Origin of the sequence: Cellvibrio sp. OA-2007 (assembly GCF_000953825.1) — a bacterium.
Classification (GTDB): Bacteria; Pseudomonadota; Gammaproteobacteria; order Pseudomonadales; family Cellvibrionaceae; genus Cellvibrio.
On sequence record NZ_BBUL01000086.1, the window covers coordinates 87,412 to 106,469 of the forward strand.

Annotated in this window: 9 protein-coding genes; all 9 read right to left on the reverse strand. The window is 45.9% G+C overall.

All coding sequences use genetic code 11. The annotated features are described in order from the left end of the window. Positions 1-51: 51 nt before the first annotated feature. On the reverse strand, positions 52-2,661 hold the full coding sequence (locus tag AWU77_RS08510; protein ID WP_062061723.1) for a cellulase family glycosylhydrolase: 2,610 nt from the start codon (positions 2,659-2,661) through the stop codon (positions 52-54). A 62-nt stretch (positions 2,662-2,723) separates the two neighbouring features. Next, positions 2,724-5,873: a TonB-dependent receptor gene (locus AWU77_RS08515; protein WP_062061726.1), complete on the reverse strand. Its 3,150-nt coding sequence runs from the start codon at positions 5,871-5,873 to the stop codon at positions 2,724-2,726. A gap of 570 nt (positions 5,874-6,443) precedes the next feature. Continuing rightward, positions 6,444-6,992, reverse strand: coding sequence for a glutathione peroxidase (locus tag AWU77_RS08525; protein ID WP_375600836.1), 549 nt, complete (start codon positions 6,990-6,992; stop codon positions 6,444-6,446). Between the two features lie 408 nt (positions 6,993-7,400). Further along, a complete protein-coding gene (locus AWU77_RS08530) occupies positions 7,401-8,951 on the reverse strand; it encodes a tryptophan halogenase family protein (RefSeq protein ID WP_255353641.1) in 1,551 nt (516 codons plus the stop codon). Continuing rightward, positions 8,951-9,961 (reverse strand): cupin-like domain-containing protein, encoded by a 1,011-nt coding sequence (locus AWU77_RS08535; protein WP_238582351.1) that lies wholly within the window; start codon positions 9,959-9,961, stop codon positions 8,951-8,953. Before AWU77_RS08535 ends, AWU77_RS08530 begins: the two co-directional genes overlap by 1 nt. After that, complete coding sequence (locus tag AWU77_RS08540) at positions 9,954-11,471, reverse strand: tryptophan halogenase family protein (RefSeq protein ID WP_062061739.1); 1,518 nt, start codon at positions 11,469-11,471, stop codon at positions 9,954-9,956. Before AWU77_RS08540 ends, AWU77_RS08535 begins: the two co-directional genes overlap by 8 nt. A gap of 126 nt (positions 11,472-11,597) precedes the next feature. Further along, positions 11,598-14,903: a TonB-dependent receptor gene (locus AWU77_RS08545; protein WP_062061742.1), complete on the reverse strand. Its 3,306-nt coding sequence runs from the start codon at positions 14,901-14,903 to the stop codon at positions 11,598-11,600. Between the two features lie 268 nt (positions 14,904-15,171). Continuing rightward, positions 15,172-16,332 (reverse strand): AraC family transcriptional regulator, encoded by a 1,161-nt coding sequence (locus tag AWU77_RS08550; RefSeq protein WP_062061745.1) that lies wholly within the window; start codon positions 16,330-16,332, stop codon positions 15,172-15,174. A gap of 271 nt (positions 16,333-16,603) precedes the next feature. Beyond that, positions 16,604-19,033: a family 20 glycosylhydrolase gene (locus tag AWU77_RS08555; protein ID WP_062061748.1), complete on the reverse strand. Its 2,430-nt coding sequence runs from the start codon at positions 19,031-19,033 to the stop codon at positions 16,604-16,606. Positions 19,034-19,058: the final 25 nt, after the last annotated feature.

Here is a 19,058-nt window from a genome sequence, read left to right on the forward strand (position 1 = left end):
TTTCTGACTCCGGTTTTTTATTTCTATGTTTATTTAACGCAGGTTAAGAACTTATTCGGTCGCTGGCGGAGCGTAATACTTTAAGCCCCCCTTACCATTCACGATGTCTTCGCCGCGCTCAGTTAATGCGGTTGCATCGCCAACAGATTTAGTTAAATCCAAGTCTGCTTTTTCTGAACTGTTGCCATACCATGACCAAGCCAACCAATTAAAGCCCGCGCTACGCAAATCGGCTCTACCCTTACCTAATAAATCTTCAGGGAGAATTACGCCCTCAGTAATATCTACGGTTAAATCATTGAAATGGCGTGCATAGAAGAAATCTACCTGGCCAAATATCACTTCTTCTTTTTCCACCGGCACCAATCCTTCAAAGATAAGGTCGTCTACTTTAATTGGATCAGTTTTGGACATTGCAGGGCCAGTGACTGAGCCATCCAAGCTGGTTGCAAACGAGAAGCCCATATGCTTTGGCAAGCCATCGCGATTAAACGCAGCGGGGAATGCAACTTTCACCGCAATATCATTCCACTCACCGATTTTTAATTGGTCGTAAGTCATGTTGATCACATCAAAATGATTCGACCAATTCGAATCCTGCAAATAGAACTGCACGGTCAAGGATGTAACACCTTGATAATAAGTAGGTATGAACAAGCGCGTTTTAAAGGTGAAGGGGTCGTTGAAATTCAGGCCTTCAATTTTTGCGGGATTTTGATGCTGCACATCGATGCGGTCAGCAAAATCTTTTGCGGTGATATTTAAGGTGCCACCACTCGCCTCTACGATGGCAGAATCACCCCAACTGAAAGCCACCCAATTATCGGCATCAACTTCGAACGTACCATGGTAAATAGTGCCCAACTCAAACGCATTGTTTTCAGCCACGCCGCTGATCACTAAATCTTTGATCACCACCGCGCCGTAGAAATTAGGATTGGCGGTGCCGTCACCCACCCCCAAGTTTCCAATCTGAATTCCCAGCGAACTTAAGCCTGCTCCTTTTGCACCAAAGTCAGCAGTCAAAATCATTTCATTCCAGGCACCGTAGGTAATATTGCCTAAGTCTGACGAGGTCAGCCACTCACCCTCACTGTTAAAAAATTTGCCGTATGCCCATGAACCCTGGTAGCCAGCAGGGAAATAAATATTGGCTTTGATTTGAATCGGCTTGGTGAAATCTACGCCGGTAATACCTTTATAGATGGCCACAACCTGATCCTTACCTTGCGCACGTGTTAAGCCAACACCTTCACCCGCGACCTGAGCAACCAAGGTACCTTCCCATGCCGTTTCCCAACCAGTGATCGCATTTTCAAAATTCGCATTCAGTAATTCTTTTGCACCACTGCCCTCAACGATTTTGAAATTATCAAATTTGATATCGCCGACAACTTCCGGGACTTTGCCGTTGGATACCAACTCCAACCCGACTTTGGTTACCCGCTTCATATTAAAGTTGTCACTTGCCCAACCAAATGAACCCTTGTTTTTTACGGCAACCTTGATGGTATTCCACGCATCCGGCGTTTGCTGCCACACACCATTCCAACCCAGATTGGCATACTCGCCATTTTCATCGCGCAGGTACATTTGAAAGCCCATGTTGCCGTCGTTGACATAAGCTTTATCAAACAGCACATCAAAACTTATGTCGGTACCAGTCACATCTATGGGTTCATCCAAAGGCACTGTGTAGCCCACTTTATCGTTTGCACTCTTCCAGGGAACAGCGACTGCAAGCGCATAATCACCGGCAGCTTTTTCGATAATCTCTTTATGCTTGACCGGTTTGTCGCCCACACCCGAACCACCAAATTCGCTCATAATGAACGGCATTTTTTGCGAGCGCAGCACCGCCAAGGCAGTATCGATTTTGGCGTTGCTGTTCCAATATGAGCCGTAGCCATGCACCGAGAGCACCAAGTTTTTCTCGCTGTCAGCCGCCAACAATTCCTTACCGCGATCAGCCGCAAACGCGTAATAATCCGCACCACAAGGCGCATCGATTACCAAAGGCAGTTGAAAACCTGCTTTACGAAAAGCGCGGATCGCTGTTTTGTAATTGTCGATGTAAGTTTTGTAGCCGGTGGAGTTGCCGTTAAACACGTCTTTCGGCCCCCAACCGCTGGCGATATTAATCATCAAATTATTTTGATAGCGATCTTGATGGATGATCGGCAAAAAGGTTTTTAACCAGGTTGTTTTTACCGCAGTTGAAAACAGACTTTCGTCATCAGTACAAGCGAGCGCTGTATCCGCGAGGCTCAAGATAACAAACAGCTTGTTAGTAATGGCCGCATTGAGTGCCGCCTCTAAATTGGATGGCACAGTGGTCGAATTAACCGTGATGCGGACAATATTGGAGCCGGTTTCGCTGATTGCTTTAATGCCATCAAAACGCCCGAGCGGATCCTCCGCATATTGCAAGTTGATGCCGTGAAAGCTGGCGGGCTTCCCTTGAAAAAGAATATCTTCACCGCTTGCGCGCAATACAGGCAAACCTGCAGTTGGGCGCTGGGGATTGGGATCTTCCGTTACCACTTCCGGTATCAGTTTATGATCTTCCGCATCGGAGGAGCCCAACATGCTGCCGCCACCGCAGCCGTACAATAATCCTGCGCTGGTCATGAGCGCGATTAACGTCATCTTATTTTTCATTTCAAACTCCAGAATTCTATTATTCGTTATGCGCCGCCATGCGGCGCTTATCGCTCATGAACTTAGAAAGAAACATTTACACCGGCGGTGTAACGCGCTTCTTGCACCCACAGGGACTGGAACTGATCCTCAAACTGGGCATAGCTTTTTCTGCTCTCCTCAGTGAGGTTGGTGCCATTGAGGAAGAAGCTCCAGTTATCGTTCAGCCAATAACTAATGGACAAATCCAAATAACCCACCGGCTCAACCCAATTCGCCATTTGCATCACCGCCACATTGGTTGTTACCCCCGTGCGTTTGGAGAACTCGGCACTGCGGTAGTTGTAGGCCAAACGAACGTTCAGTCCGTCTTTGTCATACCAGAGAATCAGGTTGGTTTGATTTTCAGAGTTGGACGGCAGTGGCAGCTTGTTGCCCAAGATGTCCACTTCGCTGGTCTCGCTGTGCGAATAGGTGTAGTTAAATTCGATACCGGTGGCACTCAGATATTCGCCCGGCAAGAAAGTAAACGGCTGTTTGTAGCCAAATTCGATACCATAAAGATCCGATGCACCCACATTGCGGGTGGTGTAGATATTGGCTTGGCGGCCGCGATCGATACCGTCCATATCCAGAAAGTGGCGCGCCTCTTGATAATCCTCTACTGCGGTATCCACCTGAATCAAAAACATCCCCAGCCCGAGAATGGCATTCTCATCAAAGTACCACTCGGCCGATGCGTTATAGACGGTAGACATCCAGGGTTTGATATCAGGATTCCCCTTATCCTCACCGCCACCAATACAACCCACAGTATCCTGACGCTGCTGGCCATTTGATGGATCAAGCACCATCACTGGATTGCCGTTTTCATCGGTTTTATTACATTGGCCGTACCAGAGCGCCATACTTGAACCCACCTGCTCCAAGTCGTTACGGGTCATGGTTTTGGCTACACCAAAACGCGCGATCACATCATCGCTAGGGAACAGGTTCAGGTTGAATGAGGGCAAGACTTCGGTATTACTATTTTTGTAATTTTCAGTCTCGTAGACATAGGCGATTTTTTGCCAGTCGTCATAGCCGATGGAGTTAAAGGAATCGAGCACGTCTGGCACGACACTCTTGTCCACTGAGCGCTCGGTTTTTACCGCTTGCAAACCAAGGTTACCGCGGTAAGGAATACCAAACAGACCGGTGCTTTCGTTGCCAAAATTAAGCTGGACATAGGTGTTGGTTGATGTCTCTTCCACGCCGTAGGTATAACCCGGGTCGTTAACGGTACGGGTACCGGGGTAAAGGCGATTCATAAACTCGTAGGGGTTATCCCATTGCGAGGGATTGAGCGAGGCAACACCCTGCTCGAAACCTTTGATCGGGCCAAAGTCGCTGAACGCCATGGTATCTGCTGCACTGAAACCATTGTCCTGCAAACCGCCAATATCAATCAGGCTGGAATTGGTTTCGGCGAAGTTAAACTTCAACCAGTTGGGATACTTCTGCCAAATCAGGTTGCCCGGCAGCAGTTTGTAGCGCTTGTCCACCGGCACTCGGGAGTCTTCCCAGTCGGTGTAACGACCGGTTGGGGTAACGTAGAAAAACTTATTGTGATCCGCCTCGCGCACTGAGTGACGCACACCGCCTTCAATCGATTCGATAAAGTCGCCATCCAGATTGAACTTCACATCCGCACGCACCACATTGAGCTCCGCTTCCGTATTAGCGCCCTCAGCAAAACCCTGGTACTGCTTAAGCAAGTCAGAACTGGAGAGATCATCCGGATAGGTAAAAGTTGGATAGTCGCCGGTGTAATCCACGGTCACGCGGAAGCCATCCACCGCATCTTTACCACTAATGCCGTCTTCATCGACCCACAACCAGGCGGGAGTACCTTGCTGAAACGCCGCTTTGCGGTACTGCTTTTCCGCCTCGGCATGCAACACCCGCAAGCTTGCTTCCAGATTCTCGTTATTGGTGTAATTCACCTGGAAGTTAGTGTTAAGAGCAGCCGTTTTTTCGATTTCACTGGTCGAATTGGTTTGAAAATCGGCTGACCAAATTTCGGCTTTTTGCAGGGAGTGGATATTGACCGTTCGGCTAGTGCCCTCGCTGTCGGTATAAGTAAAAGGATGGCCTTCGCCCACCACAGTGCCCGCTTGCAATACATCAAAGATCTGTTCACGGTATTTGGCTGATTGACCATTGACTTGGAAAGACTCCGGCGTGTGGCGGCCATTAAAGCCGGCTTTTACACCGCGATTGTATTTATCCATCTGGGTGTAAAACACATCACCGCGCACCGACCAGTTGTCATTCAAGGTGTACTTGGCCGTGATAGAGCCACCATCGCGGTCGCGCTCAACAAAGCTGCTGCTAGCGCCAAATTCGTTGGGCACCAAATACCAATCGGTGGTTTCATAGCCCGCGTCAGGATGAGGATTACTCAAATCGCCAACCGGCTTGCCACCCTGACTGTCGAGAAAAGCCAAATTATGCTCTTCCCACATGGAGTAGTTAGCCGCGTAAGAGTTAGCCGTATAAAGGTTGGCCAACACCGCAAAGTTATCGCCGTTGTTAAAACCAAAAACACCGGAAACACTGTAATCCGGGTCGCGCGTGCCCGTAGTCCCGTCATTGTTATACTCTTCAGTAGAAAGTGAGCCCCAACCGCCCTCTACTCGCGCACGAGCAGTAAGACCTTGATCCAGAGTAGAAGGGTCGAGGGTTTTCAAATCCACCACACCCGAAATACCGCCCGCCAGAGTTTTAGCCGATTGCGATTTGTACACATCCACACCGCTGATCATTGAAGCGGGTACGTCTGAATAGTTGGCCTGAATACCCGTGATTGACCAAGGGCTGAGAAATTGCTCGCCATTCAGCGTGGTCAATACTTGCGGCATGCCGCGCACGTTCAGGGTGGTACCCTCACCCGCTTCGCGAGTGATCTGCACACCCGTCACACGCTGCAGGGAGTCCGTGATGGTGGTATCGGGCAGCTTGCCTATATCCTCGGCAACAATCGAATCTACCACTACGGACGAGTTGCGTTTGATATCAATCGCCTTGGCCTGCGATGCACGCACGCCTTTAACGAAAACTTCCTCAACCTGCTCATCGCTGGTTGGCGCGGCTGCAGGTTCTTGTGCATAAGCCTGCACACCGTAAAGGGCACAGCCTATCGCCAGAACCAACGCTTTTTTTCCGGTAGTGATACCGCTAGGTTTGGTCATCTTGAGCTTCCTCGTGTTGTTATCTTTTATAAAAATCCAGACATACAGGCGGCAGCAAACGCAAAGAATGCAAAGCATCACAGCCACTGCAAGAGCGGCGAGCCGATGAGATCCTTTACTAGTTTTGCAGCACTGAAGATTCTTTAATTGCGTAAATTTATTGTAATTGCCGTACTGATATCGCGATTAAATAGTATTAATGGCACTTATTGGAATTTATGGAGCTGAGTGATAATGAATCAAAATGTAATCGGTTTCAAGAGGAATTTGTGACCGGTTACATAGAATAATTAATGATAAAACGGAGGGTGAGATGCGCTAAAAAACCAAAATATAGCCAGAGAAAATTGCTATCAACATGAAATATATAGGAATTTTAGTAATGCCCGACGAAATATTGCAATCAAACAACAAAATCATTAGTAAAAAATAAACAGCATATGGAATCAAAATAAAAAAACAAGCATGTAAAAAGATACCGTTTTCACTGTAATCCAGTAACCGAGCTGCCAACGATTCATAAAAAAACCCGGCCATGCCGGGTTTTAGGAACGTTGAAATAAAACGACACTAAAGCAATTTTTCAATCGCCTCAGCCAATTTGGGGGAGTCGGGCTTGGTCATACTGCCGAAGTACTCGGCAACCCGGCCGTCTTTGCCTACCAAGTACTTATTGAAGTTCCATTTTGGCTCTTTGGCTTGCTCCGCCAGCGCCTTAAACAGCGGATTGGCCTCTTTGCCAGTCACATGGGTTGGCGACAGCATGGTAAATGTCACGCCGTAATTGAGGTAGCAAATTTCTGCTGCCTTTTCCTCATCCGCATCTTCTTGCTTGAAGTCATCGCTGGCAAAACCAACCACTACGAGACCTTTGTCTTTGTATTTTTTGTGCAGTGCTTCCAACTCTTTAAACTGTGAAGTGAACCCACAGTGGCTGGCGGTATTCACCACTAGCACGGTTTTGTTTTCCATCAACTGACAGACATCCACCATATCTTTGGAGTGCAACTTCCGGTATTCGCCTTTCATATAGTCCGGGCACGCAGAAGCGGCAGCACTAACTAATCCGACCATAGCCACTCCCAATAACCTAGCCAGAGGGGTAATAAATGATTTCACAGGTAGTTCCTCAATTAACAAGATAAGTACACCAGTTACGCAGTGTAAGCCTTTTTGGATGAGGGGGAAGGAATCGGCGTTGCAAATTAACGAATCATTACCCAATAAAAAAGCCAGAACGGGGTTCTGGCAAGTCACGGGAAAACACGTTTTGCAAAAGCAAACTACTTTACTATTAACAGAACACAGAAGGTCAACAACAAACCGACATTCACAACATGGAATATCATCAAGAGACTGTTTTTTGAAATTGTTAAATCCGTCATGAGTACTGAATCAGCGTTAAGTTTTGCATTGCAGTGAGCGCAAAACTAACATTGACATATACCGCCAGCAATAACGTTTTTTGGCTTGGATAAAAGTCGTACCTGAATACTAAAGATCGAACTTTTTTAGCGCAAAGAGGTGCTATTCAGATTTTTTTCCGAGCAACTCATTATGGCTTTTAAAGTTCAACCCACAGCGGCGAATAAAATCGGCCAACTGCTGCATTTCTTGTGATGGTTCCTGTTGGACAATTTTATGATCACTTTTCAGCGGTGGAAAAATGCCGTAACCAGCAAAAAGACAAGCCCATGATTTTGGCTGGTAACTAACAACCAAATTATGCATATGCATTTCTTTGGCGAAATCTTTACTGTTTCGCCACAAATACAGTATTTTTTCTAACCTTTCTGACAGGTTGGTATTGGCGGCATTATCGCGCCAGTAATTACTATCTATGCGCTGATTAGCTTTGTAGTGGCATACGATATAATCTCTCACCCCATCAAACTTCATATTGATATCGCTGTTAAAATCGTTTTCAAACTTGTTAGTAAATAAGCCGGCTTCGTAATATTTCATAAAACGTGAAATAGTTTCAAAAGATAAGGCAAGCGCAGTAGCTTCCAACGGCTCAATAAACCCTTGCGACAAACCTACCGCCACACAATTTTTTTCCCAGTGTTTTTCAACTCGCCCCACTTTCATTTGCAAATGCCTGGCAGCAACGTCACTATCAAGCATGCCCAGATGTTGTCTTAGTTCGCTTTCCGCTTGTTCTGGTGAAATATAATCTGCACTGTAAACATAGCCATTCCCATAGCGGTTGGTTAAGGGAATTTTCCATGCCCAGCCATTCGACAATGCAGTCGCTTTAGTCTCGGGGGGAATTATTTCCGTCATTACGCTCGGCATGACGACGGCCGAATCATTAAACAAATTTTCTTTAAAGCTTCTATAGTTTGCCTTTAAAGCGCCCTGTAACAGTAAAGATTTAAACCCGGAACAATCAATAAAAAAATCTGCCTCTACCAGCGAATTATCATCCAATCGCACACAACACAATTCGCCATTGGACCCAGTGATTACCTCGTTCAAGGTGGCAACAATTCGTTTGACTCCGCGACTCACCGCTTTATCCGCAAGAAACTGACCTAACAAACCAGAATCAAAGTGATAGCCATAAGCGACGCCAAACGGAAAAGTCTCTGCGGCAATAGGGCCAAGATTTTTTTGGGTGATATAGGTTTCTAAAAAATAGGGATCAGGATGGGCGTTGGCATTCAGCCCCTGCATTCGCGCTTTAATATTATTAAAAAAAACCGGGACCGTAAAAATATCATCTGTCTGTGCAGGAAAAGGATGGAAGTATGAATCAAACCCGGGAATAGATGACCAGTTTGCAAAGGTTATCCCATTTTTATAAGTAGCATTGCAGCGCGGCATCCATTCCGATTCTTCAATCCCTGCCTCATCAAAAAATAACTTCAGATGAGGTGTTGAGCCTTCGCCTACACCAATAGTTCCAATATCGTGCGACTCCAGTAAAGAAATTTCAACATCAGGCCAACGGGTTACCAATAAATTAGCGGCCATCCACCCGGCTGTTCCACCACCAACAATCAGGATTTTTTCAGGTTTTTTCGCTTCACTTGTCATATTGATCAATTCACTGTTGGGCACCGGAATTAGCATTATTTTTTTAGTTTTTCGATAAAATAATCTTTAATAGCTCTTACATAATCCAAGGATAATTTACCCAGCAGATGCTGTTGATGCTCGGGAATATAAGATGCAGGATCAACGCCCTGCTTAAATAAATAGTGATCAAACATACAGCGCCATGCAGCGCGCTGTTTAGGTGTTAAATCACGCATTGCCAAGAGCGCGATATTTAAACTATCAATAGGGCTTGGCGATATCGCACTCTTGGCGGAGGATCCATTCCACCAGTAATTCATCAAAGCATTTACTTTTTCCAGTGATTCAACATGATGCCACCAGAGCATAGGGATAAAAATTGCATCGCCCGGAGCCAGCTCCGCAGAATAGGCATTAGCCAGCGCCGTTTTAAAATGAGGGTAGCGTTCAAAATCCGGCGCATTTAAATTAACCATACTGGTGGGCGCGCCCGCGGGGGTAAAATTCAGCGGACCAGGATATAAATTTCCGGTTTGTTCAGGCGGAAATAATACAAAGCGCCTACGCCCGGCAACCACACAGGCAATATTGTCCGCACCATCGTAATGCGCACTGACAATACCCTCATTGCCAACCCATAAACGCGGCTCCACATCCGGAAAATATGCCGATTTATTTTCATCGCTCAAACCTGGCAGTATTTCACTGGGTAAAGAGTTTTGCATCGAAATTGCCGGATATACTTCCCTATCAATTAATTCCAGCAGCCGCCCCAGAAATAAATCCACACGCTCTTCACCACTGATGTAATTCACACCTGTCATGTCGTCGTTGTAATAAAAACGTTTATTGGCCGCAGGGGGGGCCACAAAAATTCTCGCTTTTTTTCCCGTATAAAAGCGCAACAAATAGGCCGCAAAGTCCTGCGGTGTTTTTTTTGCTGCATTTACTAATGGCCAATCCCGAGCAAAGCCCCGAATGACCACCGGTTGTTGTGCGGGAGCAAGCTCAGCAAAAAATTGCTGCGCAGACAGAGCCGAGTATTCCGATACTTGTTTATACATAGTCATCTTTTTTAACAGCGCAATGCTGCTCAATATAATCACTGTGCATGGGCATTTGCATCACGGTTTGATAAATATTGTGCTTACTTTCCTGTAACAACTGCGCCAACTTCTGCCGGTCAAATGCCGCCATCAATGGGTGATATTTTTTCGGTCGTATTTTCATACCCTCCAAAATTGAACACCAGCTATCCGCACTAAAAAACTGCTCGGGGTGATGATCTATCTGACCCCGCTCACGAAATGAAGCTATTTTCTCACGCAGGGAGTCGGGCACCGGCATAGTCTGACACCAACGCCAAAACTCCGTATCCTGCCGCCCGCTGGTGCAATAATGCAAAATGATAAAATCGCGAATCTCATCATAATCGCCGTTGATTTTCTGGTTGAAAGACTGCTCGGTATGCGCCTCAAAATCACGGTCGGGAAAATAACTAATAAAACGAATCAGGGTTTTATAAACTAGATGAATAGCAGTGGACTCCAGCGGCTCCAGGAATCCGGAAGCTAAACCCAGCGCCAAACAGTTGTTGTGCCATATTTTTTTGCGCCGCCCAGTGGTAAATGGAATGACGCGAGGATCATTAAGCCGTTTTCCTTCAACCACTTTTAATAGAGTATCGATTGCGCGATCATCGCTGCAATACTGACTGGAAAACACATAACCGTTGCCAGTGCGATGCTGCAAGGGAATTTTCCACGTCCACCCACATTCGCGCGCGGTGGCTATTGTATAAGGAGGCAACTCACCAGTACTCTCTGTTTGTACCGCCACTGCGCGATTGCAGGGCAAATAATGGGTCCAATCTTCGTAACCAATTTTTAATGCACCTTCAATCAACAAACCGTTAAAGCCGCTACAGTCGATAAAAAAATCGGCGGCGACTGCTGCACCGCTGTTTAATTCTACCGCTGAAATAAACTGCCGCTCATCGACAACAACCTTGTTGACGGTTGCCTCAATTCTTTCTACGCCACGGCTCAGTGAAAACTGGCGTAAATAGCGGGCAACTAATACCGCATCAAAATGCAGAGAGTATGCATAATTGCGCGATACCCAATGTTGTTGCTCGGGCGAGCGCAGCATAAACCGCTGATGCTCAGCCATAACAGCACCGGGGGAATGCTCTAGCCAGCGAGTGCCATTGCCATCTGTTACGGTTTTCAACCAGGCTTGATAAAAATCAAAGCCATGAATATTTTGCCCTACCGCACCAAATGGATGAAAAAATTGTTCGCCAGGTTTTTGCCAATCGTCAAAGCGAATACCCAATTTAAAACTGGCCGATGTCGCCTGCACAAAATCTTTGAGGTTAATCTGGCAAACGCGCAAAAACTCCATGATCGAGGGCACAGTTGACTCACCCACACCAATGGTGGCTATATCCGGTGACTCAATCAGAGTGATTTTAATTTGGCTTCCGCTCAATGCGGATGACAGCAAGCTTGCCGCCATCCAACCGGCAGTGCCGCCACCTACAATACAGATGGAGTTCAAGGTATTTTGCATAACCAGCGTCTACTCAGTTAACAACTCATTCACCTACATGATCAAAACAAAAAAGCGCGCAGTGAAAATGCTGCGCGCTTTTTATCTACAACATCATCTCAACTGTTGCTAACAGAACACAGCCAATTAGAAGGTTGCGCGAAGGCTCAGTGCATAACGACGGTCAGTCGTAAAGCTCAGAGCATCAGTTTTATCGCCAGCCTGATTCAATTGGTACTGAGTTTGGGTAGCTTCATTGAGCAAGTTGTTGGCTTCGATACCCACTTTCACATTGTCGTTGATAGTGTAGTACAAGCTCGCATCTACCATACCTTGCGCCTTGGCATATGCCGGTACAAATTCTTCCGACTCACGCATAGTTAACAAGTACTCTGAACGCCAGGTGTATGCCAAACGGAACGCAATATCTTCGTATTCATACATACCGACGATATTCATGTTCTTGTCTGAATAACCTTGCAATGGCAAACCAGTAAATACACGGAAGCTGTTGCGGTTGTCGGTAATTGGATTACCGTTACCGTCGTAACGCAACTCTTCTGCTGGATTAGTATTTGGATCTTCCAAACCGTTTTGATCGATATAGGTAAAGTTAAACTGCATACCTAAACCACTCCAGGCACCTGGCAACATATCGTAGAACTGCGAGTAGGAGAACTCGACACCGCGAATAGTACCTGAGCCAGTATTATCAGGGCCGTAAGCCGATACCGGATAGTTATTGCCAGCGTAATCAATATCCAACGAGAATTGCTTGTTGCGAATAATGTTATCCAGCTCTTTGTGGAATAAACCAACTGCTAACGAACCAGCAGGTGCGAAATACCATTCAGTCGTCAAATCAAAATTAACTGATTCTTCCGGCTCCAGAAATGCATTGCGCGCGTTTGCACTAATTTCCACATTTCTTAAATCCACAACCGGGTTATAGGTTGCACTGGTTGAATCATCGTCTTTACCTTCGCTTGGTTTTTGCAGAACCTCGGTGTAATCCAAGCTAACAACCATGCTGTTACGCGCATCGGTAAGTGAAGGGTAATACAGCCCTTTCGATGCACCAAAGCGTACAACCACATCTTCAGCCACACCAAAACTCAGGTTCAAGCTTGGCAACACAGTGTTGTAGTCAGTGCCGTCAACTGTACTGGAGACTGCGCCGCCCGATGCCAATGCAAAAAGAGCTGGATATTTGGTTTGCATAACTTGGTAGAGTGATTGTGTTGCACTGGTGCCGCGTCTGGCGGTTGCCGGCAAGGTCAAACTACCGGTAGATTCCAGTTGGTACCCCACATAGCGCAAACCAACATTACCTTTTACCGGCACACTTAAATCATCAAATGCGAAGTCACCGCGAACATAAAACTCGGTGCGCTCTTCATTAGTTGAGCTGAGGTGACGTGGCGCAAAGTGACTAGTGGTGCGATCTTTGAGATCCTCGTAGGGCACAGCACAATTTTGCAAGCCATCTTTAACTGCACCCATTGCATTGCCCAAAGCATTCCAAGTGCCACAGCCATCACGTAAAGTTTGGACGTAGTTTTTGGTCAAATCCATACTTGGAAACAGGAAGCTGTTGTATTCACCTTGAACCACTTTACCGTTGTACTGATCGGCAAAACTCACACGTTCAAACAATTGTGGCGCAGCTTGTGGTGATGCATTGTAAGAAGCTTGTGCATTCCATGGAGTGCCTAATGCCTGCCAGCCTTCATACTCAGTATCACCCATAGAGAGATCTTTATCTGAATAGAACACGCCCGCTTTTACTGCGGTGAAAACACCATCAAGATCGTATTGAAGATCGAACTTAACACTGTCTGCCTGCGCGGTTGCATGAACTTCTTGTTGCATACCACTGGCCAAGCGCAAAATCGGATTAGTGTTTGGCGCAACATCAGCTGGGTTAGATACGTTCTCGTTCAAGTATTCGAAAGTGGGAGTGGAGCCGCGCAAATCCATATAGAAAGGCGCATTTGTAGCGGTTTGATTTCCGTTAATACGCGAAGTTAAACCGTAGTTATGCACCACTTGCTCTGAATCAATGTGCTGATAATCAAACGATGCCGTTAAACGATCAGTTGGCTTCAACGTCAAATTAAATGAAGTATCTTCAACGGTGTTTTCGTTGTAGTTGTAACGCGAGCGGAACTGCAATGGCATATCAGGAACATTGGAAATACCAACGCCTGAAGTCAAAAAGCCTTTGTCATCTACAGTTAACGGACGACCATCATCAGACTCATCAAACCACTGAATAGTGTTCGGCACATAGGGCAAGAAACCGCGGTCGCCAGATGCGATTACGCGTTCACGCCATTCCAACGATGCTTTAGAGTTGATGTGTTCGAGAGTTGCAGTAACCGTCTCATCCGCATTAGCCCATTGCAACGACGTAGTGAAACCAGTGCGCTCACGATCATTTTCTGCAGAGCTGATGTGATAGTTGGCGGGCGCATACCAGGTTACACCTTCAGGCTGTCCCTCAAGTGCTTCACCTTCATATTTTGGTACATAGGCTGCCGAATCTTCCGCAGAATATTTAGTAGCACCATTACTCAATTGCTGGGCACTACATGCGCGCCAGCCCGGATCACCCGGAATACAAGGTTGCGAATACTGGCCGGCAATAACGCCTGGAGAAGGTGTGCCCCACTCGTCGTAAGAGAAAGTATCAATCACACCACGGCTATGATAGTTACCTAAACCAACACCATCGCCACGGGTTTTATATTCAGATTGCGAAGCCGCAACCAAGAAACCAAATTTACCCGCGCTGGTCTCCCAGTTATCCGCAAACAGCGCAGAAAAAGACGGTGTAACCTCTTCGCGGAAATCACCGTAACTGGCTTTGGCATTAAAAGACACTAAACGCTCATCGGAATCAAATGGTTTGCGCGTAATCAGATTAACAGTGCCCGCAATACCGCCTGCAATTTTGTCTGCTGTTTGGTTTTTATTAACTTCTACTGCACCCAACAACTCTGCCGGGAAATCTTCGTAACTCAAACCGCCCCAGGGGTTAGCACTGAATGCATCGCGACCGTTAATTTCTGAACGCACACGATCCAAACCACGCACCAAAACACCAGTACCTTCATCGGCGTAGTGCTTGGGGTCACTGGATGATGCAAAACGCTCAATGGTCACACCGGGAACACGCTGCAGCGCTTCGGTGACTGACTTATCTGGCAAGGCGCCGATATCAGTAGCAGTAATAACATCTTTTACTGTGTCAGCATTACGCTTTAACTCTTGCGCAGTATTCAAACTGCTGCGCATGCCCGTCACCACAACTTCTTCAAGATTTTCATCTTGAGCTGCGCTTGATTGTGCAAACGTTGGCACACTCAGCGCCATGATTGAAACAGCCAACAACGATTTTTTAAATCGTGTACTAGATGTTTCGGCTATATTGTTTTTACTTGTAAACATATCCAACCCCTTAGTTGTTTTCTCTCGTATTAAACCCACGGAAGCGCATTACTGGAGATAGTTCTGCGCACCTAATCAAGCGCTCCATCTACTGCTTTTTACTACTTTTTATTGTCAATTCGCCTACCCAGGTGCAAACCATTAAAAACGAAGTAACATCCGAATTTAACATTCACCTTTTATCGATTCTATACACAACTAAAAATCGAACACCGCACTACTAAAAGTCGAACCAACCAACAAACCCGAGGCGACTTCAGCCGCAAAATTAATGCAGATGCTGCTGCCGATAATGACTAGGAGTAACACCAACGGTTTTCTTAAACGCTTGGTTGAAAACCGATTTACTATTAAAGCCACAACTTTTCATGATCTCGCCAATCGGCTTTTGGCGCAGCTCTGAATCCGCCAAACGTTTTTTTGCCTCGGCGACACGATAGGTTCCAATCAGCTCAAAAAAATTCATATTCATTTGACTATTGATAGTGCACGACAATAACTTTGGTGAAACATTCAGCTTAATGGCCAAACGCTCCACCGTAATATGTGGTTCCAAATACGGCTTGCTCTCTTCCATAAAACTAGTGAGTTTTTCTACCAACTGCTGCTGCGGCTCTTCTACTTGCGAATCAGCTGAAGCCGTGCTCTCTATCTGCTCGGCAGAGAAACCAGTGGCGTTTTTTAGCAAATACACCACTAGCAGGCTCATATAAATCAGCAGCAAATAGTTTTCAAACTCACCCAACAAACCTAATGGCAACAGCTGAACAAAACGTGTTTCAAACAACGCAAATAGTGCCCAGCAGTTGACTATGAAAAATCCAACCAGCAATAGCTTTAACCAATGCAGATCCACCTTATTCAACAGACTGTGACGTGTCCGCTCTTGATATTGCCTTTGATATAACCGAACGACACACCATGCGCTGTAACTAAATAGAACTAACCGCTGCACCCAAATCAAACCTTCAAAATAAGGATCGCTAATTACATGAGCCCAATCGTGCACATATTGCATTTTTTGTTCGGGCGCTAAACGGTGAAAAATGTGGTAAATGTATAAGGGATAACAAAATGCGGGCAACAGATGTAATAGTTCGACCTTGCGCCAGGAAAAATCCCGCGATATAGCCGCTTGGGAAAACCAAAAAAGCAGCGGCCCTTGCAAAAAAAATACAAAACCGAACAGAAAGAAAAAATTGGCCGACACCAATGACAAGGTGTCGCGCACATTAATATTCCAATATACCAAGGTGTCGAACGTGCGCAGCGCGCCCAACAAAAAGAACAGCGCCAGAAATTGCCAATACAGTTTTTTGACACATCCCAATTGTTGGGTAAAAAACAACAGGCACGCCAAAACCAATGCGAGAAAACCACTGAATATCAGCGGAATATCATTGATATTAAACAGTGCTACTTCAACCATATCAGTCTACCGATAGCGCAGGTCATCATAGATAACGTATTTATATTTAACGCAGTTGTAACTCTGCTGGTGCCGCACGCTATGGCCACTCTCCAACCATATTGATAAATTTGCGTTATGCACCAATCGCTAAGCTATTACTTCTGCGCCCCTAAATTATTGTTCGTCACCTGAACCAAAAACTCGCAGCCTTTGGCTCTTCCAACTTACATCCTGCAGGACAACGTTGTCAATTTAATTTACAATTTTTCCGACCAACGCAATGCATTAATCAGGGATGTGCAAATGAATTCAGGATTTTTTCCAACGAAGAGGCTACTGCTACAACCAATTCCTGATCCAACATTTGAGCCTGTTGGATCATTTCCAATATTTTTTCTCGCTCACTTTGAGCAAGTGAATTTGTTTTTGTACGCAGCGCAAGCAGATCCAGACTTGTGCGCGCCACTGAATTCACCTTACTCGCCAGGGAAATCCACTCTGGATGCATTTCCAGCAAGGGTTGCAGCTGTTCGCGATTTGCAACCCAGCGCTCCAGCTCAGCGTAAAGTGAAAAATAATCTGCATTTTCGCGCGGCTCTTTCAGCCAGTTATCAAGACGCTGATTAAACTGACGCACATATTCATTTTCCGCAGGTAACGCATCAACCAATCGGTCAAGCGGATCTGTTTTGGAATAACTCTCATATACTGATTTTTCATGTTGACGATGGTAGTAATGCGCAGATTCCAGCATCTCAGCAAATATTTTTACTGGAGTTATTTCGTTTTTACCAGCCAATTTTTGTAATGCATTCGTTTGCTGTTGGCGATGCAATAAGCCCGTGGATTTTTCTGCCCAATGTGCAACCAAATTTACGCGCATATACATGCTATTTTCATCTTGCAAATCCCGCGCCGACCAGAGGCGTTCTGCAACAATAAATGCGCGCGGCCACAAGCGCAGGTCAATACTTTGCTCATCAACGATTTCAGCCCAAAGCGCAGCTTCACCACCTAAAATTAACGCCTCCTGTTGTGCACTCAAATGCGCCACCGGTTCAGTTTTAGGTAGCTGTTTTTGTGCATTATTTTCGGTAACTTTTTGATTTTTTTGTAAAGAAAAGTTATTAAGAATTTTGTCGCCGCTAAGGCTATAGGGCGCGTTGCCCACGATAGCACTACCGTGAATTTTATCTGCTGAAAAACTCACCCGAAACTCAACTGGACCCATCCAGGTATCCAGCGAAAATACCGCTTTATTGCCAGTGTATTGCTTGAGCAAAACTTCGCGCCGCGACTTGCCGGTAAAATCGATAAATGCCTGAGTAATTTTTTTATCATTACCAATAAATGTGAAGGTACCAGTTACCGGCTTACCGCGTTTACGTGGCATTGCAAAACGCCAGCTATTAATCGTTTCATTAGCAGCAAGCGTTTTAACCACTACCGGCTTGGGTGGAATTGGGTCATTGCGATAGTGATAAGCACCTGTTTGCGGCTGATCCAAATAATATCCCGTGGATAAAATGGCCTGAAAACCGTGACTCACTGCATCACTCACCCCATCTGGCCCACGCCAGGAGTGGATAACTATATCTTTAGGTAGATCTTTGTGCTGAATTTCATCCCAGCCAATCATCTTGCGCTTGTGTTTTTGCAAAATTTTCTGCAGCCGCTGATTAAAATACGCATGCAGTGCATGATGATCTGTTAAACCCTGCTTTTGCATAAAAACTTGAATTTCCGGATTTGCTTTCCAATGCTCCGGATCCACTTCGTCACCACCGATATGCAAATATTCAAACGGAAATAATTCCGTCACTTCGCTAATAATGGCATCGGCAAATGCGTACACCTTTTCGTTGGCTGGATTCAACGTAGGTTTATGAACTCCCCACCGATATTCCATCGCATAGGGGCCGGGTGCGGACATTAATTCCGGATAGGCCACTGCAATGGCACTGGCATGGCCGGGCAGATCAATTTCCGGTAACACCTGAATGCCGCGTTCACGCGCGTAGGCAACTACATCGCGAATCTGTGCACGCGTGTAATATTCGCCATCAGATGCCAGCTTATGCAGTTTTGGATATTTTTTTGATTCAAGGCGCCAGCCTTGATCATCGGTCAAATGCCAATGAAAAATATTGTATTTCGCTGCCGCCATCGCATCTAACTGACGCTTGATAGTCGCGACTGAAAAGAAATGTCTGGAGGTATCCAATAATAATCCGCGCCATTTAAAGCGTGGATGATCCTGAATGTTCACTAAGGGCAATGTGATGGTCGGTGCGGTTCCGACCAGTTGCAACAAGGTTTCCATACCGCGCTGGGCGCCCATCAACTGCTTGGCATTCAATTCGATTTTTGCTGCTGTAATCCGCAGTTGATACGCCTCATTCCAGTCACCGATTTGATTGGATATAGCTTGAGTATTTTTAATACGAATAACGAATTGCGCTTTGGGTATAGAGGTTTCTTTTAGTTTCAGTGCTTGGCCGGTCTGCTGTTTTACGCGCACAGCAAACTGTTTTACCGCCATTTTAATCGCTGCTGTTTTTTTACCGTCTACTGCATAGTTCAGTGTTTCACCTAATACCCATTGCCCCTGTTGACGTTCAACAGTTTGCGGATAAGGCATTAATGGCAATTGCTCCACCTGGGCTGTAGCCCAAACGGAGCAGAGTAAACAGCTAACTAACAATAGGTATTTATTCATCACTATTTTCTATCTGGATTTCTCT